We start from the raw sequence: 20,813 nt of genomic DNA, 5'->3' as shown, positions 1-20,813 counted from the left end.
GTCGGTCCCGATCAATGTGCAAAAACGCCTCCAAATCACTCACTAAGTGGGGATGAAGGCGTCTTTTTGTATCCGAAATTATGTAAAAACGGGGTTCAACCATCTAAAAATGACCTCGGGGATAGCCCCTGCCGGCGGCATCAATGATTGGATGCGGGCAGGCGCACACAATACCGCGCATGACTAACGTTTTATCCGATTACGACTTTATCGGGTTAAGACCCAAGGTGGGCCTTGAATCAGGTGGGGTAGAGTCCCCATCTGATTCCCCGATGTTCAGCAAAGCTGAACGAGTTCACTCATTTGCCTCCAGCTGCTGCAGACATTGCCGCAAATCGTCAGGCAGCGGGGCATGGAATTCGATCCACTGCCTCGTCCCGGGATGTGTAAAACCGAGCAGACTGGCGTGCAGCGCATGCCGGCTTAACCCATGCTCTTCCGTATCGGCCTTCGCCGCTTGCTCGCCGGGTACAGCCTCCGGCAGGTCCGGCTTATACAGCTTGTCGCCCAGCAGCGGATGGCCCAAATGCTTCATATGGACGCGGATTTGATGCGTCCGGCCCGTTTCCAGCCAGAGCCTTACCATCGTCGCGCCGGCAAACCGCCGTTCCACCCTGTAATGAGTGACGGCCGGATATCCGCCCGCCGTGACGATACGGATATGCGGCTCCGCAGGATCGCGATCGATCGGCTCGTTTACGGTTCCTTCATCAATCCCGATCACGCCATGAACGAGCGCAATGTATTCTTTTTTCACCTGATGCGCCTGCATTTGCTCGGACACCTGCTGATGGACGAACGGATTTTTGGCGACGGCGATCGTCCCCGACGTTTCCTGATCGAGCCGGTGAATCGGACGAAAGCGGTAGCTTTTCCCCTGCTGCTGCCAATAGAAAACGACCCCGTTGGCCAACGTGTTTACGTAATGGCCGTGGGTCGGATGCACGATCATTCCGGCCGCCTTGTTCAGCACAAGCAGTTGCTCATCCTCATACAAAATGTCAAGCGGCAGCTCCTGCGGCAATATATCGTCGGACTCCTCCTGAACCATCCGGACCTCGACCTTGTCCCCGGCATGGACGCGGACGCTGATATAGTGCCGCTCGCCATTGACCGTTATCCCCCGCTCCGTCAGCTTCAAGCGCGACAACAGCTTGCGGGATAGCAGCATCCGGTTTTGCAAGATCGTCTTCAGGTAGAAGCCTTCTTCTTCCTCCGGAACGATATAAATCAATGGATCGTAATAGCCGTTCATTTGCGCCGAAACACCTTGGCACTGCGCGCATACTCGACATCGCCGCTGCCGCTGCGGCTGTTCGCCAAGCGGGCGACGGTAAAAAACAAATCGGACAACCGGTTCAAATAACGGCGCACCTGCTCGTTGATCGGCTGTGTCCTTGCGAGCGTAACGACCCGGCGTTCGGCACGGCGGCACACCGTTCGGCATATATGAAGCGTCGAGGAAGCTTGAGTACCGCCCGGCAATATAAACTTTTCAATATCCGGCGTCTCCGCATCGTACTTATCGATCCAGACCTCCAGACGGTCGACCATCTCCGCAGTCACCTTGTAGGGACGAAGCTCCTGCTTCAGCAGCGCCAGATCGGACCCGCAATCGAACAGCTCATGCTGAATTTCCAGCAGATCGGCGAGCAGATCGCCGAATTGCTCCGCATCCAGAAATCCCATCGCCTGACCGACAAAGCAGTTGAGTTCATCCACCGTTCCGTAAGCTTCCACCCGTACATCATCCTTGTCGACGCGTCCGCCGATCACTCCGGTCTGCCCGGCATCGCCTGTTCTCGTATATATTCGCATCGTATCGCCTCCTGACTCGGAATTTGCTTATCGCTTTGCTTCGCTTGCCTGCTATAATCTATCATCTCATACAAGCGGTCCATATCCAAATGATTTCTGACATGAGCGGCCAACCGGTCAAAAGCCGCCTCTCTCCGTTCCTGAAAGCGCAGCTCCGCCTTTAAAGGCTCCCAGCCTTTTCCAAGACGAATCGCATTCAGCCAGGCGCGGCGAAAATCGTCATTGTGCAGGATGCCGTGCACATATGTCCCCCATAATTTGCCGTTGTCCGAAACGACGCCGTCGGGATGCGCCTCCTGGCAGCCGCCTTCCTCGGCAATATAAAACGGGTGCTTGACCGGCCGCAAAAACCTTGTCCGCCCCATATGAATTTCGTAGCCGCTAATCCGGTAGGCGGGAACAGCGTCATCGCTTCCCCCGCCGTCGAACAGCCGGGCTTCTCCAACGGCGCGCACCGTCTGTTTGTCAGGCTTGAACACCGTCTCCGCAGGGAACAGTCCGAGCCCGGCGGTTTCAGGCCGGTCGGATTCCAGCAGCTCGGGATCCAGCAGACGCTCGCCCATCATTTGGTAACCGGCGCAAATGCCGGCGATCCAGCCGCCTCGCCGCGCATGGCCGGCCAGCGCCTGATCGAGGCCCGTCGATCGCAAAAACAGCAGGTCGTCGACCGTGTTCTTGCTCCCCGGGATAATAACCGCATCCGGCTGGCCCAGCTCTTCGGCCGTCCCGACGTAGCGAAGCCGCACATCGGATTCGTACAGCAGCGGATCGATATCCGTAAAGTTCGACAGGCGCGGCAGTCGGATCACCGCCAGATCGAGCCGTCCGGCACTGCCGGCTTCTTCAGCGTCGGTTGCTAGCAGTGTGCCGCGCCCGACGCTTCCGCGTTCAATCGCGCCCGCGGCGAGCTTGCGGTCCAGCGAAGCGGAGTCTTCGTCTTCCAGCTCCAAATCCGGCAAATAAGGAATTACGCCAAGCACCGGCTTGCCGGTCCGCTGCTCCAGCCAATCGAGTCCCGGCTTGAGCAGCGATACGTCACCGCGAAACTTGTTAATGATAAAGCCCTTGACGCGAGCTTGCTCCTCGGGCGTAAATATTTCCATGGTGCCGAGCAGCGACGCGAACACGCCTCCCCGGTCAATGTCGGCCACCAGCACGACCGGTGCGTCCGCCCAGCCGGCCAGCCGCATATTGACGATATCGCTGTCCTTCAGATTCACCTCCGCAGGACTTCCGGCGCCTTCCAGCACGACAACTTGATAAGTCTCTCTCAGTCGGGCCAGCGCATCCCTAACGATAGCTTCGGCTTCAGGCAAGTACTTTTCCCGGTACGTCCGGGCATCGAAGTCGCGCAGCGGTTTGCCGTGAACGACGACCTGCGAGACCATATCCTTCTTCGGCTTGAGCAAAATCGGATTCATATCCGTAGTGGCCGCGACCCGGCAGGCGTCAGCCTGCATCCCCTGCGCCCGGCCGATTTCTTTGCCGTCCGCGGTGACGTACGAGTTCAGCGACATGTTTTGCGATTTGAACGGAGCCACGCGCAGCCCGTCCTGCCATAAAATACGGCACAGCGCGGTTGCCAGCAAGCTTTTTCCTGCGTCCGAGGACGTTCCCTGCACCATCAGGGTCGCTCCCTGCGAAGCGGGGGAGACCGGCTCCCGGGGCCGGCTGCTGCCGAACGGCAACGCTGGTGCTGCTCCCTGCGGAACGGGCCGTTCCGGCTCCATGTGTCCCGTTTCCATTCGACTTCCTTGGGCCGCCGCAGCATCGCCACCGGTTGACCGTCCAGCAAGCTTTCCGCTTCCCGTTAACGCTCCGATTGCCGCACCAAGCTCGCGGATAAGCCGTTCGTTATGCTCGCGCAAACGTATCGCCGTACGGACGTATGAGCTATCGAGCCCGGGGAATCGGGAGGCATCGCGGATCAGAACGCCTCTGCGCCCCATCTCGGCCTGCAGCTCCTGTACCGTAATCCCTAGCGGCTTCAATGAAAATAGCAAATAATTCGTGTCGCTCGGCGTTACAAGCAGACCCAATTCCGTCAGCTTGCCGATCAGCCAGGGACGTTCTTCCGCCAGCCAGGCATGTGTGCGGCGCTCAAACTCGCGATCGTCCAATACGGCGGCGCCGATCAATTGCGCCATCGTATTGACGCTCCACTGTACCTGCTGCTGCCGCATGAGCCGGATTCGATCCGGATGCGCAACCATAAAACCGAGCCGCAGCCCGGGAATCGAATAAAATTTCGTCATCGAGCGGATAACCGTCAAATGCCGGGAATCGGCGGCTGTGCGGATCATGGACAGCCGGGCCTCATCGGGGCAAAAGTCAATAAACGCCTCGTCCACAATGACCGGTTTGTCCGCCGCAGCCAAACGTTCCAATACGGACGGAGGCAGCAGACGGCCGGTCGGATTGTTGGGCGAGCCCAAAAAAAGCAAATCCGACCGAGCCAGCGCCCGTTCCGCCGCCGTTTCCTCGAGCATAAATCCGTGAGCGGCGAACAGCGGGATTTCGTAGATCGCTCCGTCCGTTTTATGTACCGCTTCCTCATATTCCGAAAACGATGGGCGCGCCAAAGCCGTCACACCCGGCTGCAGCAGCCGCACCGACAAATCGATCAGCTCCGCCGCACCGTTCCCGACCAGAATGGACTCCGCCGGTATTTCGTATTTCGCCGCCAGCTTCGCCCGCAGCTCCCGCACGGCCGGGTCCGGATAAGCAGCGATATCCCGCCACCTGTCCCGCAATATGATTTGCGCCGCATTCGGCGGCCCCAGCGGGTTCATATTCGAGCTGAAATCAAGAAACGCGTCCTTGCTTAAGCCGAACGTTTTCGCAGCGGTCCACAAATCGCCGCCATGACCGTACCGTTCCAGCATCCGTTACCCCTCCCAGCGGCTTTCCGCAAAGAAAACCGGCTTCATTAGCTTTTTAGATCGCGAACTTTCATCTAACGCATCGCCGTTATCGCTATGTACAGCAGAAGCAGCAGCGCGGTTTCGATGAGCTCGTTCATTGCCCCATACGTGTCGCCTGTCAGCCCTCCGAGCTTTCGATTCAAGTATACGCTCGCGCCAATACCGATTAATAAAGCTCCCGCTGCAGCCGTTCCGACCGCCATCAACCCTTTAGGTGAAAATGGCGAGGCAGGCCCGCCCGACAGCCACATAAGTCCCATAGACAGCAGCAGCGCAAGCAGCGTATGCAGTGCGAGATGCTTGACGCCCAATCCGCGGAAGAAAGAGCCGATCCCCCGACCCTCCTGTTCCCGGCGGGCGTAGGGCCAACAGGCGATGGCCACGACCATATACCAGCGGCTCCATAAGGTTGCGAGCGGCAGCATGCAGATCAGCTCCGTGCCCGGAAGCATCAGCCATTGCTCAAGCAGCGTCCATTTCAGGAGCAGCGTCAAAATGCAGGCGATAACGCCCATCGCTCCTACTCTGCTGTCCTTCATGATGTCGAGCATTTGCTCGCGGGAACGATGGCTGAAAATCCCATCCGCCGTATCCATCAGCCCGTCCAGATGCAGCGCCCCGGTCAATCCGACCCATAGAAGCAGCACCAATGCCGCAGCTGTACCCGGGCCGAGTCCTGCGCCGAAGCCGAAGCCGAAGTCGATCCCGGTTCCGGGGATGTCCGCTCCGGCGGACGGAAAGCCGGCCCGGAGCAGAGCGCCTGCCAGGGCGAACAGCAGGCCAAGCACAACGCCGACCAAAGGATAAAACACGACGCTGCGCCGAAACAACGCATCGTTATAATCGAGCTTCACCGGTATCGGCAGCCGGCTTAAAAATTGAAAGGCCGCGGCGCACGCCGCCAGCCCTTTTACAACCATATCCAGCATAGTGCGCACACCAGCCCTCCCGCAATTAGAACACTTACGCCGTACAGCAGCCGAACCGCCGCAATGATATCGTCCCGGCTTCGCTCCCGCAGCGGCCAGCCCATCCTGGCGCGCTCGCTGGTCCGCCCATGGTACACATTGACACCGCCTAGCTCGATGCCCAACGCCCCGGCCACCGCCGATTCCGGTATGCCGCTGTTCGGACTCGGATGCAGCCCGGCAAACTGCCGCACGGCACGGAAGGAACGGGCGGCCGAGCAGCCTTTTTGCAGCGCCGCCATCATGATGAGCAAGCAGCCGGTCAGTCTTGCAGGCAGCCAGTTCATCACATCGTCCCAGCGCGCCGAAGCCCAGCCGAAGTACAAATATCGGTCGTTTTTGTATCCGACCATCGAATCCAATGTATTGGCCGCACGATACAGCATGGCGAGCGGCGCAGCGCCCAGGAAAGCATACAGCAGCGGCGATACGACGGCGTCGACCGTATTTTCGGCGACGGTTTCCACCGCAGCCCGCGTCAGCTCCGGCTCCTCCAGCTTCGAGGTATCTCTGCCGACAATATAGCCGGTATATTTGCGGGCTTCGTCCAGCCGCCCCTCGCACAGCGGACGATATACTTGAAGCGCTGCGTCCTTCAAGCCTTTGACCGCAATCGTCGAAGCGATAAACCATGTATTGACGGCATAACCGAGCCATGGATGAATCAGATTGGCCAGAAGCAGCAGCAGCCACATGACGGCAAAAGCAAGCAGCAGCGTCGAAGCCGTCAGCACGACTCCATGCATACGCACGCGCAGTGCCGTCGGCACGGCCTTTCCATCCATCGACGACCGCAGCCGGGCCTCCGCCCAGCCGATCCACTGTCCGATCCGAATGACCGGATGCGTCGGCCATCGCGGATCGCCTAACAGCCAATCGATCATTAGCGCAGCCAGCAGCATAGCCGCCGTTTCCTGCCAAGTATAGAACAACAACCTGCTTCCCCACCCGCCTGCCGAATTCGAGACCGAAATCGGTTGATGCGGCTACAGTTCAAATCGGATTCGTTTCAGCTCTACCGGAATGCCCGCCGTCACCAAAAACACTTCATCCGCTTCCTGCGCCAATTGCTGATTCATTCTGCCCGACAAGTCGCGGAACTGCCGGCCCAGCTTATATTCAGGCACCAGCCCGTAGCCCACTTCATTCGTAACGAATACGAGATGCCGGCGCCTGTCTGCCGCAAACAGACTGGCAGCCCGCTTCAATTCGTCCAGCAGCGGCTGAACTTGCCCCTCGGCATCAGCCTGCCGTTCATGCTTAAGCAGCCAATTGGACAGCCACAGCGTCAAACAATCGACGAGAACGACCGGCAAATCATCGCGATGCATCCGCCCTTCGTATTTTTCCGGATCGGGCGCTTCATGCTCCGGTTGTGCCCGCTCCGGCTGCCCGGATGCCGGCTGTCCATGTCCGCTTTCCGACGGCTGACGCTCGCGCTCAATATGCTCCGGTTGCTCCTGTATCCATCGATCCTCAGCGGGTTGTTCGCCGTCTCTTTGCAAGCGTTGCCGCTCTTGAAGTCCGTCCAGGTGTTGCTGCCCGGGATGAACGCCCTGCAGTCTGTACAGCCTTTGCAGCATATCGGCCAAAGCATACGGCTCCTCAACCGTCGTCCAGTGTAAGCCGCCGTTTTCCCGCTGCCGCTGATGAAGCCGGATTCTCGCCTTCATCTCCTCATCGTATGCCTGTGCCGTCGCTATGTACACGCCCCGCTGTCCGAGCTTCGCGCAATACGCTTCGGCAAAGGAGCTTTTGCCGCTGCGGGCCCCGCCGGTAACCAATATAAGCATGGCGCCTCCTACAGACCGTCTGGGCCGCTTTGCGAGACGCCGGCACTGGCGAATGTCGCCATTTCCTTCATCACGTTAACCGACGCCTCGATCAGCGGAAAAGCCAGCACGGCGCCGGTCCCTTCGCCAAGCCGCATATCCATGCTTAGCATGGGCGAGATGCCGATCGCCTCCAACAGACGCGCATGTCCACGCTCCTGCGACAAATGCGAGGCGATCATGTAGGACGCGCTTTGCGGAGCGATCCGGCTTGCGACGAGCGCTGCCGCAGATGAAATAAAGCCGTCGATCACGACAGGACGGCGGTGCAGCGCAGCACCCAGGATGACGCCGGTTAATCCGGCAATTTCGAGGCCGCCCAGCTTGGCCAGCACATCGATCGGATTACTCGGATCCGGCTTATTGACGGCGATGGCGCGCTCGATCACGGACTGCTTGTGCAATAGCTTGTCGCTGTCTATGCCGGTGCCCCGGCCTACGGCATCCGCCGCTTCCGTCCCGGTCAGCACAACGAGCAATGCGGAGCTCGCCGTTGTGTTGCCGATGCCCATCTCGCCGGTTGCAAACAGGCCGCAGCCTTCGCGAACGAGCTCCTCCACGAGGCGAATGCCGACGTGAATGGCGTCCAGCGCCTCCCGCTCGGTCATGGCCGCTTCCCGCATCATATTGCGCGTGCCTTTGCGCACCTTGCGCGCTACGAGCTGAGGGTGCTCAAGCTCCGCGTTCACGCCGATATCCACGCAGACGACATCCGCCCCCGTCTGCCGGGCAAGCACGTTGACCGCAGCTCCCCCGTTCAGAAAGTTAAGCACCATTTGCGGCGTCACCTCCGCCGGAAATGCACTGATTCCTTCCTCGCATACGCCATGGTCCCCCGCCATGACGATGACGGCTTTTTTCCCGAGCTCCGGAATCGTCTGGCCGGTAATACCGGCCAGCTGCTTCGCAATATGCTCCAATTTGCCGAGGCTGCCCGGCGGCTTCGTCAGTTGGTCCAAATGGCGTCCGGCCGCTTCGACGGCCGCTTGATCCAACGCTTGTATTTGCCGAGCGATCGTATCTAGTGATTGCTTCATAATCCTCTCCCCTTCCATATTGAGCGAAACCGGATTCCCCGTTGCATCATTCCTGCCCGCCATCCGGCTGCAGCAATATTTGCGGCACGCCGGACACGGGATGCCGCATGACGATGGGCTGCGTGCCGTACACCCGCTCCAGCAGTCCCGGCGCAATGACCTCCTCCGGCGTTCCGGCGGCAACGACCCGCCCCTCCTGCAAAATCAGCAGCCGTCCGCAATACTGCGCGGCCAAATTCAAATCATGCAGCACGGCGATGACCGTCAATCCCGACTCCTTCTGCCAGCTGCGGATCCAATCCATCATCTGAATCTGGTAGCCGATATCGAGAAAAGTCGTCGGCTCGTCGAGCAGCAGCAGCCGAGGCTGCTGCGCCATCACTTTGCCGAGCGCAACCCGCTGCCGCTCGCCTCCGCTCAAACCGTCCACCTGGCGATGCTGCAGCTTCACGAGCTGCAGCCGCTCGATGATCCGGTCCACCAAACGCTCCGCATCCGCCGAATCGGTTCCGAGCCAATTTTGGAACGGGTAGCGGCCCATGCCGATAACCTCGCGTACGGTAAAGCCGAGCGGCGGCAGCGCATCCTGCTGCAGCACCGCCGCCCATTGCGCCAGCCGCTTGCGCGGGTAGGCATGAGCGGAGCGGCCCTCCAGCAGCACGCTGCCGGAGGTCGGCGCTTCAATGCCTGACAACAGCTTCAGCAGCGTCGATTTGCCGCTCCCGTTCGGGCCAATTATGCCCAAGCATTCGCCCGGCTCCACAGCAAGGCTGACCTGCTGCAGCACATGCCGGTCTTTATACGCTTTGCCGGCCTTATCCGCCTGTACGATCGTCATGACCGCCCCCCTTTCCGCCTTAACCGGTCCGTTTATTTTTTCTGAGCAAATAAGCAAAAAACGGCGCGCCCATAAATGCGGTAACGACCCCGAGCGGGATTTCGGTCGGACTGAGCAGCATTCTGGCGATCGTATCGGCCCACAGAACATAGATCGCCCCGCCCAGCAGCGAAAGCGGCAACAGCAGACGGTAATCCGGCCCGATCAGCATCCGCAGCAAATGCGGGACAATCAGGCCGACAAACGCTACGACTCCCGATACGGAGACGGCAGCAGCGGTCACAAGCGTAGCCGCCGTCAGAACGATCAGCTTCGTCCGCTCGACCCGTACCCCCAGATGGGCGGCCTGCGCCTCGCCCAATGCAAACAAATTCAGCGCCCGCCCGTACATCAGCAAAACCGCTGCTCCTGCAGCCAAATAAGGCAGGAGCACAAGCGTATACGACCAGCCCCGCAGCGACAGACTGCCCATCATCCAAAATAAAATTTCGTTAATGACCTGCTTCGACATCGCTACCATCAATGAAACGAAGGAACCGAGAAATGAGTGCATGACAACGCCCGCCAACAGTACCGTTCCCATTTTCAGCTGGCCGTCCGTGCGCGCCAGCAGCAGAACCGACAACAATGATGCCGCCGCGGTTATAAAAGCAATGACCGGGATCGTCCACGAGCCGAACGCGAACTGCAGCCCGAACAATATTAAAAATGAAGCGCCGAGCGCCGCTCCCGACGAGACCCCCAATGTATAAGGGTCCGCCAGCGGATTGCGCAGCACGCCCTGAAAGGCGGCTCCTGCCACGCCCAATGCGGCTCCGACGAGCAGCCCCAGCAGCACGCGCGGCAGTCGGACGCGCCAAATGATCTGCTCCGCCGCCGGCTGCCAATCGGCAGGAATCGAATGGCCGATCCATGGCAGATGATGGGCAAGAATGCCCCATACTTGCAGAAACGGCAGCCGGACCGTACCGATAGATAGGCTGACCGTCATCGAAACGAGCAGCAGCAGTACACCGGCGCCGCCCCAAAGCAACAGCCTGCGCCTCATCCTATTTCACCAGCTCTGGGTAAATGCCTTTGGCGATATCTACCAGACTTTCCGCCATACGCGGGCCGGGACGACTCATTAAATTTTTATCGAGTCCGATTAGTCGGTTATTTTTGACAGCCTCGATGCCTCCCCAGCCGCTGCGCTCTTTAATTACTTGGTCCAGCGTTTTTTTGGACTTGTCGTCGAGCAGATTGTCCGGATATAAAATCACTTGCGGATTTGCGGCAATCACTTTTTCCTCATTGATCTCGTTATAGCCCTGTTGATCCGCAGCAATATTGACGCCGCCCGCCAAGGCGATCAGCTCGTCGATAAATTCGCCCTTTCCGACCGTCCAGCCTGGCGAAAACTCGATAAACACCTTTTTCTTCTGCTCCGGCTTCAAATCCTTTACCGCATCCGTTACTTTTTGCCGGTTCGCTTTCATGACAGCGACCAGCTGCTCGGCCTGCTCCTGCTTGTCGAACAACCGGCCAAACATCAGAATGTTGTCCATCACATCGTTCATCGTCTTCGGCTCAACCTTGAACACATTCACCTTTAAACCGCGCAGCTGCTCGACGACCGGAACTTTTAGCGAAACGCCGGACAACACTACATCCGCATTAGCCGCTATCAGCGCTTCCTCGTTCGGCTTGACGATGCTGCCCATTTTCGGCTTGGTCAAAGCTTCCGCGGGATAATCGCAAAAATCGGATACGCCGATAACGCGATCCCCCAATCCGAGCGCGAACAATGTCTCCGTCTCGCTGGGAGATACCGAAACGATGCGTTCGGGAGCTTTATTAAACGTAAACTCCTTGCCTGTCGCATCCTTCACTTTAAAAGGGTACACGGTTGCTTTGGACCCGGCCGGAGCCTTCGTATCTCCACTTTGACCTTCCTGCTTGGCACTGCCCGCTTTGGGCGGATCGACCAATTGGCCTGCTCCCGGTGTTGTCGGGCCCGGCGCCTGGCTGCCTCCGCAGCCTGCGGCGCTCCAAATGAGAGCAAACCCGAGTATGCCCGCGGCCCATCTGTTTGTTTTCGACAAGTTCATGATCCATTTCCCTCTTCCCCCGCCGCAATGGCGGTTCATCTGCTCCTGACCCGAGCCCCGCCCCTGAAACAAAACATAAACGGCCCCGCCGGCCTCAGGACGAGCGCGTTTGTCAAGATTGTGTGACGCGCTTAAGCTTTCTGTTCAACCCAGGATAAACGACTTCGCCGTCCTTCGAGGACGAGCACGTTTATCAAGGTTGTGCGAAGCAAAGTATAGATTCTTATACTTTCTGTTCAAATGAAAAAGCCCTCCGGTTCCTCGTCATCAAGGCTCCAAAGGGCGCAGCGCAGCGGCGAAACAAACAGCAGCAAAGGCTCTGGCGAGCCTGTAACTGGTTTGTGCCTGACGCTCCTTTTTCCGCGAAAGAGGCTGTCTTTATCCGAACAGGCAGGTCTCCTGACTTATGGGGACAGATGCAGCATCCTTGCCTTCCCGTCCTTCTGCCGGACAGTGGCTGTTAAGGAGCTTCCCATATTACAGTGGCGGGACCGTGCCGGATTTGCACCGGCTTCCCTTTTAACCTGCGCACGCAATACGCTGCAGGCACCTGCTCGAAGCTATGAAGTTATGTTCATTGATATAGAAAGTATAAGATTCTATACTTTGCTTCGCACAATCTTGATAAACGCGCTCGTCCGTTAGGGACGGCGATGCCGTTTATCCTTGAATTGTTCACTTCTGGGCGATAACTTTAATAACCTGCATCACTTTTTCCTGATTTTTCGCATTTGCCGGTACGAAAGCGATCAAATCTTTACCGTTCAGCTTCAGATCGATAAACCATTTCGTTTTTTCGAGTGGAATGCCGAATAAATGCTTCTCCTTCTTGCCTTCCTTGTCCTTGCCGTCCACCGGCAGCTCCAGCACTCCGTCGGGAAAATCTTCCGCTTTCGCCGCGCTGTCCAAGCTTACGTAACCGCCCTGCTGGCCGATCGTCTTGAACTGCTCCATAGGCACAATAATAATGCCGTTATCGCCGGCGGCAATTTCTACAATCAGCTTCTCCATCGAAAAAATCGGCGTCGATGTCACGCTGACTGTAGGAGCCTCGCCCAACTTCGACCGCAAATCCGCCTGCAGCTTGTCGGCGACATCGTTCGGAACCCCGTTGGCCGACATCATGAATATGGGCACGTCCGCCTTCGGTCCGCCGCCGCAGCCGGCCAAAGCAAACAATAACGCAAAAAGGATAAATATTGTGAAACTCCGCTTCATCTGTTCTCCTCCCGCACCTTGGAAAAGCTACTCCGCAAACCTGCGTTTTTCGCCGTCCAGAAACGTTGTCCGATTGTGTAATCTTATCATAAAAAAGCAAATTCCACAAAAAGTGACATTGCCGGATGAGAGGAGGCTGCTGCCGAATTCCGCTGCACCGGAATAAACGGCTTCGCCTTCCCTAACGAACGAGCGCGTTTATCAAGATTGTGCGAAGCAAAGTATAGAATCTTATACTTTCAATTCAATAAATAAAAAGGAACCGGTTTTAACGGTCCCTCTTCCGATTCATATATTCATTAATCTTCTTATCGAGAATCATACTCGTTTCTACAACCTTAGGCGAGGTCAAGCTCTTCTCATTACGAACGAGGTCTTCCAGCTCGCGCCGCAATTGATAGATTTCATCTTCCAGAGATCGTGCAGCAGATGATTTCTTTTTTTTCCCAGATACCCACTTGGCCTGCTGATCGTTCTCGCGGATCCAGCCAATGTGCTGATATTGGCGAAGCTGATATTCCGGAAAAGCCATTGTTCATCCCCCCTTGCTGCATATCTTTAGCACGCAATAGTTAGCTACATGAATCTTTTATCCTATAAAATTAAACATGTGAACCTTCTATACTATTAAAGATACCAGTTTTTGACTTGGTTGGAAATGGCTAGTTTTGTCGATTTGTGACGAAATTACAGCTTTTTCAAAAAGTTCCCGATCCGATCGATTGCCTCGATCAATTGATTGACGGAATAGGCGTATGAACACCGGACAAACCCTTCGCCGCCAAGACCGAATACATTTCCCGGAACGGCCGCCACTTTGCCCTCGTAAAGCAAGCGCTGCGCGAACTCCTCCGAGCTTAGGCCTGTAGAAGCAACCGACGGAAAGACGTAGAATGCGCCTTGCGGCTCATGGCATTGCAGCCCGATTTCCCTGAAGCCCTGCACCATCAGCCTCCTCCGCTGATTGTACGACTCCATCATTTTATCCTTCTCTTCCATCCCGTTTCTCAACGCTTCGAGTGCCGCTACCTGCCCCATAGCCGGTGCGCACATAATGGAATATTGATGAATTTTGAGCATTGCCGAAATGATGTCGCTATGTCCGCAAGCATAGCCCATCCTCCAGCCGGTCATCGCAAAAGCTTTGGAAAAGCCGCTGACCAGAATAGTCCGGTCCCGCATCCCCGGCAGCGAAGCGAAGCTGACGTGCTTGCTCTCATAAGTAAGCTCGGCGTAGATTTCGTCGGAGATGACGATCAGATCGTGCTCCTCCACGACTTTGGCGATCGGCTCCCAGTCCTCGTAGCTCATGACTCCGCCTGTCGGATTGTTCGGGAAGCAGACGATCAGCGCCTTCGATTTCGGGGTGATGCTGGCTTTCAACGATTCAGCCGTCAGCTTGAATTGATCCTTCGCGAACGTTTCGACGCCTACGGGGACCCCTCCGCTGATCTTGACGATCGGCGCATAAGATACATAAGTCGGCTCGGTAATGAGAATTTCGTCCCCGGGCACGATCAACGCGCGCAAGGCGAGATCGATCGCCTCGCTGCCGCCTACCGTAACAAGCACTTCGTCCGACGGCTCGTACGGCACCTGGAACGAATCGTACAAATATTCGGCGATCGCCTCACGAAGCTCGGGCATGCCGGCATTGGAGGTGTACTTCGTATTGCCTCGTTCCAACGAGTAAACGCACGCTTCGCGAACATGCCACGGCGTGCTGAAATCGGGCTCACCGACACCGAGCGAAATAATATCGTCCTTGCTGGCGCTAACCAGGTCAAAAAATTTGCGGATGCCCGAAGGCGGTATTTCTCTTACCAGGGGAGCTAAGTATCCGGTCATAGGCTTGGTGGATGATCCGAGTATTTGGTTTTGCTTTATCATCACTCATCGTCCTTTACGGGGAGATTAGCAGACGGGGATCCTCTTCTTTATCCTCAAAGATAATACCGTCCTGCTTGTATTTTTTTAACACAAAATGGGTTTTGGTCGACAATACGCGCTCGATAGGGGACAGCTTGTTGGATACGAAGGAGGCGACCTCCTTCAACGTCTTGCCTTCGATCTCAACGAGCAGATCGTACGCACCCGACATCAAATAAACGGACTTCACTTCCGGATATAAGTAAATACGTTCCGCAATCGCGTCAAACCCGCGGCCGCGTTCCGGTGTAATTTGCACTTCAATTAACGCCGTTACCCGTTCGTCGTCGACCTTCGCCCAATTGACGACTGTCGCGTATTTGACGATAACGTTCGCTTTTTCAAGATCGCGGATCGCTTCCGCCACTTCCGCCTCCGACGCGCCCAGCATGGTCGCGATTAGCGCAGGCGTTCTTCTCGCATCTTCCTTCAAAATTTCGATAATGCGCATTTTAAATTGTTCCATTGGCAAATTGACCCTCCTAGGAGTTTCAAAGATTATTACTACATATTACACCTAATCAAGCGTTTATTGCAAAATAAAAATATGAATGCTCGGCACGTTAAAGCATTACTGCAGCGCAGCCTTCGCTGCTGCCTGCCGGTAACAGAACAAAGTCCCCCAAAAGTGACGTGAAGCTCCGAAGCCAATTCCGCTAACCCGTATCCACCGGGTTTCCTCAAGAGTGCAAGCAACTTTTGACCTTACTTTTGGGGGAGCCCCCGGTTATCCACAGAAATTTGCTGCGCATAATTTCCTAAAAAAAAGTCTGCAGGCGCGAGCCGCAGACTTTATGTGAAATGGCGGCGGCTAGACGCCGACGCGGCATGAACAAGATTCGATCCGGTTAACCGACAACAGCTTGCGCATATATAAATCGACATCGCGGCCGCGGTAGTTTTGATGCAGAGTAATATGGCAGGCTTGCCCGGCTTCGCCTTCGTCGGCGACTCTGCCGATACCAACCAGCCGGCCCTGATCGTAGGCCGCAAGCACGTACCGGCTGTTGCGATACGCTTCGTACTGCTGTCCCGCATCCGCACCATCGGCATCTATGGAGGAAAGCAGCTCCTGATATTCAGGCAAGCCGGGAAGCACGTTATCCAATGCTATTTTCATCTCGCTCCACCTTCCATTGATATCATCGCTTACATTAATAATTATACATTAAAATGTATTTTTATTCAATACGATTCAGACCGCTTTTGTGAAAAAAAGCCCGACTTGGACCCCAAGGAGCCACTAAACAACCTTAGCCTGCGGCAAACCGGAGTGAACTCGTTCAGCTTTGCTGAACATCGGGGAATCAGATGGGGACTCTACCCCACCTGATTCAAGGCCCACCTTAGAGGTGGGGGTCTTAACCCGATAAAGTCGTAATCGGATAAATGGCGTTGCCATCCGGTCGCGATGATCAGGATTGACAAGTAAAACACGGAATTTAAAAGCCGCTGGAAGCGATAAACTGCCTCCACCGGCTTTAATAATCACGCCAACTTGACTGCCTTGGTTATTTGAGCGATTAAAAAATACCCATGCTTAAATAACGCTCGCCCGTATCGGGCGCGATACAAAGCACACGCTTGCCTTTGCCCAGCTTGCGCGCCACCTGCAGCGCAGTCCATACCGTTGCGCCGGCCGACGGCCCGACAAGTATGCCTTCCCGGCTCGCCAGCTCGCGCGTCGTGTTTAACGCGTTTTCGTCGGTCACCTGTACAATCTCGTCGTATACATTCGTATTCAGTATCGCCGGCACGAATCCGGGGCTCGTTCCGACCAATTTGTGCGGCCCCGGCCGCCCGCCCGACAGCACCGGCGAACCTGCCGGCTCCACCACGTAAATCCGGATGCCCGGCAGCTTCTCGCGCAGCACCTCGCCGGTACCCGTGATCGTGCCGCCGGTCCCGGACGAGGCGACAAATGCATCCAGGCGGCCTTCCATCTGCTCGATAATCTCGACGGCGGTCGTCACCCGGTGAATATCCGGATTCGCTTTATTCTCGAATTGCTGCGGAATAAAGCTGCCCGGAATTTGCTCCCGCAGCTCCAGCGCCTTGCGGATCGCGCCCGGCATCCGTTCAGCGGCCGGCGACAAAACAACCTCCGCACCGTAAGCCTTCAGCAAGTTAATCCGTTCCTTCGTCATATTATCCGGCATGACCAAGATCGCCTTATACCCTTTGGCCGCCGCATTCATCGCCAGGCCGATGCCGGTATTGCCGCTGGTCGGCTCGATAATCGTCGCGCCCGGCTTCAGCACGCCATCCTTTTCCGCCTGCGCGATCAGGTTGTAAGCCGCACGGTCCTTGACGCTGCCGCTCGGGTTGAAGTATTCCAGCTTTACGTACACCTCGGCATCGTTCTCCCCTGCCAGCCGGCGAATTCGCACCGCCGGGGTATCGCCGATCAGCTCCGTTACACTGTTTACCATTCGAATGTTCGTTTTCAATGCTGCTCGCTCCTTCATGCACCAATTCCTAGCTTCCATATAAGTATACCGACTATTGTAGCGGGACGCAGCTTTTTGTCAATAATTACTTTGCTGCCCCTCGCGGTCTACTCGCCGGACGAATGCGGAAAGCCGCTTGCCCCGGCAGGCAAACGGCTTCTTCGGCTGTCATGGCGGGCTAATGCCGCACCGCCGCTGCGGTCCGTGAATGGACATGGCGCATAAAAAACCAGGTGACAATCGGCGAGCTGCCGATAACAAGCAGCAGCACATTCATCGCAAGGGGACTTTTCGTCATCGAAACGACAATAATGAACAGCACCGAGCCAAAAATTCGCCCGACATTGAGCGCCAGCTCCCGCAGTACGATATACTCCTCCCGCCGCTTTACGCTGTCCGCGTTGCCGCCGATCAAGTCGAATACCGAGGAAGTAATCGGAATCGAATACAACGGAAAAAACAGCCCGACCCCGATACCGAACAGCAGCAGCGTCGTAAAATTCACCTTCCAGAAAAACGGCACGACCACCAGCACAATCATGACCGCCCCCAACAGCATTGCGCCTTTGCGGTGATTCGGCTTAAGCAGCCTGCCGACGAGCATAAAGCTGAATAACGCAACCGCCGAGGTGACGAGCGAGAAGTTGCCCAGCTTCATTTCATTGCCGGTATGTACATATACGAGCAGCGCGATCATAAAACCGAATACCCCTTCGCGAACGCCTTGGGCGACCAATGCCGCGGATACGGTCCGCCAGGCCGTTTCTTTTTGTCTCAAGCAGCGCGCCGCCAGCAGCCACTCGTAATGTCCGACGGATTTGCGCTTTTTCAGAAAAAAACTGACCACCACGCCGAGCAAAAACACGATTAACGATATCGTAAAAATAAGCCGGTAGCCACTCGTTTGCTTCATATGCACGATCAGATAGCCGGAAATCCACGGCGCAATCATGCCGGCTCCCGAGCCGAGCAGACCGGCCCATCCGTTGAAACGGTCCCGGTTGCCGGGATCGGTCACCTCGAAATAGACCACATTAAACGCCAGCCAGAAAAATCCGGCCGCCGTTCCCTGTATCACGCCCAGCAGCCAATAATAATCGACGGCACGTACGCCAAACCAGAGGACCAGCATATAAAATACGGCCGATACCACCACCCCGGCGCGCAGGCAATTCATTTTATTATGCTCCTTGACCCACTTGCCCGCAAGCCAAAAGGTCAGCGCCATCGCCACATGGTTTATCAGCGTGAACCATCCGAGCACCAAAAAGTCTTGACGCGCTTTCCATAAGTACACATTGACGAAAGTTCCGGATAAAGCGTTGGCCACTGCGCATAATCCATGGACCGTCAACAGCAGCCGGGACTGTCCGGTTAAAGATTGTTTTGATTTTTCCGGGGGAGCGGAGCCCTCCTGTCCGCGATAATGCCAGGACGAACGGTCGGCGGCACGCCGGATCCATTTTTCCGGGAAGCTTTTGATTCCAGAGTTCATATCCATACTCACCTGTACGAGAAATTATGACGTCCTAGTTACCCTTCCCAAATCCCGTAAAAAACATGAGACTTGGAACGAATCCCCCAAAAATGAAGCCACTCTGAAGCTTATTCCGAGTTAATGTCCTGGGGCCTTCGGTTATCGCCAAGAAGCTGCTGCGCATCATTTCGCAAGCTTCCCATGCAACAAAAAAAGGGAATCGCTCCGGCAGCGCTGTGCCGTGAAATTCCCTTTCATGCCTTATTTTCCGTTCTCCCGCAGCAGCTCGATCATCGAGAGCCGTTCGTCCTCGCCCAACATATGTTCGACTTTAAAGCAGGAAGGGCAGACATATACTTTGAGCGTACTCGTCGGTTTAACCAAAGGCTCCTTCAGCTTGCCGGGCAAAAGCGGCGTAAAATCATCGCCCATCGTCCGGCTGCCGGCCAACAGCATAAAGCTTTGACAGAATGTGCACTCCGGAGCCTCCTCCTGCAAGTCGAGCACCCTCTGCGTGCCCTCCACATATTCATCGAACGTCGTGTCGCCTTCATCATCCTCCAAATCGACCAGATCGTCGTCTTCAATATCGTCGTCCTCCAACGGCTCATCGTCGTACACGAGCTGCTGGCCGTCCTGCTTTACTTTCAGCGATACGCTCCGGTACTCTCCCAATTCGTTCAAGCAGTGCGGGCACGTATCCTCAGGTCCGAGCTCGGGATCCCACACAATTTCCGTTTGGCACCAAGGGCACAGACGGTCATACTGCGTCATGGTCATTCCTCCGGTTTCTTCTGCACGCCGTTAGGCATGATTTATAAAATAATAGACACCGGCACCCACAAATACAAGCGCCAAAACAAACAATGTACCCCACAAATACTTCATACTATGCCTCCTGGGCTGTCTGTCATTCCGATTACGTTACGCAGGCGCCGACGACGTAAGAAATCGAAACCGAAATGATCAACGAAAGGAAACCGACCGCACGGTTGTCCTTTTGAATCTGCTCGTCGATTTTAAAATAAGGCGTCAGAAATTCGAAAATGAAGTAGGCCGCAAGCAGCAAAATAAAGCCATACCCCGCCCAAATCAAGGAATGAAGCAGCGAATCGTTATTTAGTATCGCAAACCGGAACAGATTGCAAATCCCGAATATTTTCCCCCCCGTAGCCATAGCGACAGACACATTCCCGTTTTTAATTTCTTCCCAGTCTTTGTATTTGGTCACCATTTCAAAAATCGCCAAAAACACGATCAGAGCGAGAATGGCAATCGAAAAAAACGCTAATGTCTCCACATACGGGTTGCTCAACAATACATCCACCTCTTCATTCATCATTTAAATACCCCACTCTCGTAGACGTAACCCAAATCGTTTTATCGTTTTAACGGAGTAAGAGACTGCGGCAAATGCCCCAGCCTCCCCACGAACACCTATCGGATTAACCTTCTTTTTTGGCCTGCAGCTTGGCTCTCAATGCCGCCAGCTCGTCATCGACGCCGTCGCTCTTCTTCAATTGATCAAGCTCGTCATCGAGGCTGCGGTCTTTGGAACGAAGCTCATTGCTGGCTTCCGCCTCGGCCTCCATTTGCAGCACCTTCTCGGACATACGGTCAAAGCCTTTGGCCGCATTATCGGTTCCGAAGCCGGAAATCGCCTGATTGATTTGCTTTTGCGCTTTTGCGGCTTCGGCACGAGCCACGAGCAGATCCTTTTTGTTTTTCATTTTGGTCAGCTCGTCTTTCATTTCCTGCAGCTGGCTGCGCAGACGATCGGCATTGCCTTTGGCGATATCGTACTGCTTCTTCATTTCGTCGAAGCGGATTTGATGCTCTTTCTTATCCTGCAGCGCGCGGCGGGCCAAATCCTCATTGCCCTGCTCCAACGCTTTAAGCGCTTGCTCCTCGCGTTTTGTCACCATTTCGCCGGCTTCTTCAAACTGCTGCTTAAACTTTTTTTCCACCGCGATTTGCTTCGCTACAGCAACTTCGGCTTCGTTGATATCCTCTTCCATGTCGCGCAAAAATTGGTTGAGCATTTTGACAGGATCTTCGGCCTTGTCGAGCAGATCGTTAATTGAAGCCATTGTCATATCACGCAATCTTTTAAAAATTCCCATTGTTTTACTTCCTCCCATGAATTGGCTTTTTTTTATTATAACAAACGCTACCTTACATTGCTGCAGCAACTTGGTTGTTTCATAGTTATTCATACGGAAAAAAGCAAAA

At 55.7% G+C, this 20,813-nt stretch carries 20 protein-coding genes and 1 riboswitch; all 20 genes read right to left on the bottom strand.

Features of this window, described 5'->3' with window-relative positions:
• Positions 1 to 295: 295 nt before the first annotated feature.
• Positions 296 to 1,255 (bottom strand): RluA family pseudouridine synthase, encoded by a 960-nt coding sequence (locus E1757_RS02050; RefSeq protein WP_133225149.1) that lies wholly within the window; start codon positions 1,253 to 1,255, stop codon positions 296 to 298.
• Positions 1,252 to 1,818: a cob(I)yrinic acid a,c-diamide adenosyltransferase gene (locus tag E1757_RS02045; RefSeq protein ID WP_133225148.1), complete on the bottom strand. Its 567-nt coding sequence runs from the start codon at positions 1,816 to 1,818 to the stop codon at positions 1,252 to 1,254. The genes E1757_RS02050 and E1757_RS02045 overlap by 4 nt, the downstream gene beginning before the upstream one ends.
• Positions 1,773 to 4,703, bottom strand: coding sequence for a cobyric acid synthase (locus E1757_RS02040; RefSeq protein ID WP_133225147.1), 2,931 nt, complete (start codon positions 4,701 to 4,703; stop codon positions 1,773 to 1,775). Before E1757_RS02040 ends, E1757_RS02045 begins: the two co-directional genes overlap by 46 nt.
• A 71-nt stretch (positions 4,704 to 4,774) precedes the next feature.
• Positions 4,775 to 5,671 carry an adenosylcobinamide-GDP ribazoletransferase gene (locus tag E1757_RS02035; RefSeq protein ID WP_133225668.1) on the bottom strand — a complete coding sequence of 299 codons (897 nt, stop codon included), beginning with the start codon at positions 5,669 to 5,671 and terminating at the stop codon, positions 4,775 to 4,777.
• On the bottom strand, positions 5,653 to 6,645 hold the full coding sequence (gene cbiB / locus E1757_RS02030) for an adenosylcobinamide-phosphate synthase CbiB (protein ID WP_133225146.1): 993 nt from the start codon (positions 6,643 to 6,645) through the stop codon (positions 5,653 to 5,655). Before cbiB ends, E1757_RS02035 begins: the two co-directional genes overlap by 19 nt.
• Positions 6,646 to 6,696: 51 nt before the next feature.
• Complete coding sequence (locus E1757_RS02025) at positions 6,697 to 7,503, bottom strand: bifunctional adenosylcobinamide kinase/adenosylcobinamide-phosphate guanylyltransferase (RefSeq protein WP_133225145.1); 807 nt, start codon at positions 7,501 to 7,503, stop codon at positions 6,697 to 6,699.
• Positions 7,504 to 7,511: 8 nt separating this feature from the next.
• Entirely contained in the window at positions 7,512 to 8,579 is a 1,068-nt protein-coding gene (cobT, locus tag E1757_RS02020; RefSeq protein ID WP_133225144.1) for a nicotinate-nucleotide--dimethylbenzimidazole phosphoribosyltransferase, read from the bottom strand.
• Between the two features lie 46 nt (positions 8,580 to 8,625).
• On the bottom strand, positions 8,626 to 9,417 hold the full coding sequence (locus E1757_RS02015) for an ABC transporter ATP-binding protein (protein ID WP_133225143.1): 792 nt from the start codon (positions 9,415 to 9,417) through the stop codon (positions 8,626 to 8,628).
• 19 nt (positions 9,418 to 9,436) lie between these two features.
• Entirely contained in the window at positions 9,437 to 10,465 is a 1,029-nt protein-coding gene (locus tag E1757_RS02010) for a FecCD family ABC transporter permease (protein WP_133225142.1), read from the bottom strand.
• 1 nt (position 10,466) lies between these two features.
• Positions 10,467 to 11,507, bottom strand: coding sequence for an ABC transporter substrate-binding protein (locus tag E1757_RS02005; RefSeq protein ID WP_133225141.1), 1,041 nt, complete (start codon positions 11,505 to 11,507; stop codon positions 10,467 to 10,469).
• Positions 11,508 to 11,879: 372 nt separating this feature from the next.
• Positions 11,880 to 12,076, bottom strand: a riboswitch (cobalamin riboswitch).
• A gap of 106 nt (positions 12,077 to 12,182) precedes the next feature.
• Positions 12,183 to 12,725 (bottom strand): hypothetical protein, encoded by a 543-nt coding sequence (locus E1757_RS02000; protein ID WP_133225140.1) that lies wholly within the window; start codon positions 12,723 to 12,725, stop codon positions 12,183 to 12,185.
• Between the two features lie 268 nt (positions 12,726 to 12,993).
• Positions 12,994 to 13,257 (bottom strand): aspartyl-phosphate phosphatase Spo0E family protein, encoded by a 264-nt coding sequence (locus tag E1757_RS01995; RefSeq protein ID WP_133225139.1) that lies wholly within the window; start codon positions 13,255 to 13,257, stop codon positions 12,994 to 12,996.
• 155 nt (positions 13,258 to 13,412) lie between these two features.
• Positions 13,413 to 14,615, bottom strand: coding sequence for an aminotransferase class I/II-fold pyridoxal phosphate-dependent enzyme (locus E1757_RS01990; RefSeq protein ID WP_133225138.1), 1,203 nt, complete (start codon positions 14,613 to 14,615; stop codon positions 13,413 to 13,415).
• 13 nt (positions 14,616 to 14,628) lie between these two features.
• Complete coding sequence (locus E1757_RS01985; protein WP_133225137.1) at positions 14,629 to 15,120, bottom strand: Lrp/AsnC family transcriptional regulator; 492 nt, start codon at positions 15,118 to 15,120, stop codon at positions 14,629 to 14,631.
• Positions 15,121 to 15,465: 345 nt separating this feature from the next.
• Positions 15,466 to 15,774, bottom strand: coding sequence for a hypothetical protein (locus E1757_RS01980; RefSeq protein ID WP_133225136.1), 309 nt, complete (start codon positions 15,772 to 15,774; stop codon positions 15,466 to 15,468).
• Between the two features lie 403 nt (positions 15,775 to 16,177).
• Positions 16,178 to 17,086, bottom strand: a complete 909-nt coding sequence (gene cysK, locus E1757_RS01975) for a cysteine synthase A (RefSeq protein WP_425464816.1) — start codon at positions 17,084 to 17,086, stop codon at positions 16,178 to 16,180.
• A gap of 196 nt (positions 17,087 to 17,282) precedes the next feature.
• Positions 17,283 to 18,599: an MFS transporter gene (locus tag E1757_RS01970; RefSeq protein WP_133225134.1), complete on the bottom strand. Its 1,317-nt coding sequence runs from the start codon at positions 18,597 to 18,599 to the stop codon at positions 17,283 to 17,285.
• A gap of 243 nt (positions 18,600 to 18,842) precedes the next feature.
• Positions 18,843 to 19,355, bottom strand: coding sequence for a hypothetical protein (locus tag E1757_RS01965; protein ID WP_133225133.1), 513 nt, complete (start codon positions 19,353 to 19,355; stop codon positions 18,843 to 18,845).
• Between the two features lie 145 nt (positions 19,356 to 19,500).
• Positions 19,501 to 19,920, bottom strand: a complete 420-nt coding sequence (locus tag E1757_RS01960) for a DUF350 domain-containing protein (protein ID WP_133225667.1) — start codon at positions 19,918 to 19,920, stop codon at positions 19,501 to 19,503.
• Positions 19,921 to 20,026: 106 nt separating this feature from the next.
• Positions 20,027 to 20,704: a PspA/IM30 family protein gene (locus tag E1757_RS01955; protein WP_133225132.1), complete on the bottom strand. Its 678-nt coding sequence runs from the start codon at positions 20,702 to 20,704 to the stop codon at positions 20,027 to 20,029.
• Between the last annotated feature and the right edge of the window lie 109 nt (positions 20,705 to 20,813).

Source organism: Paenibacillus piri (genome assembly GCF_004354045.1).
Lineage (GTDB): Bacteria > Bacillota > Bacilli > Paenibacillales > NBRC-103111 > Paenibacillus_S > Paenibacillus_S piri.
Note: the sequence above shows the minus strand (reverse complement) of the source record. Positions and strands in the feature narration are given on the sequence as shown.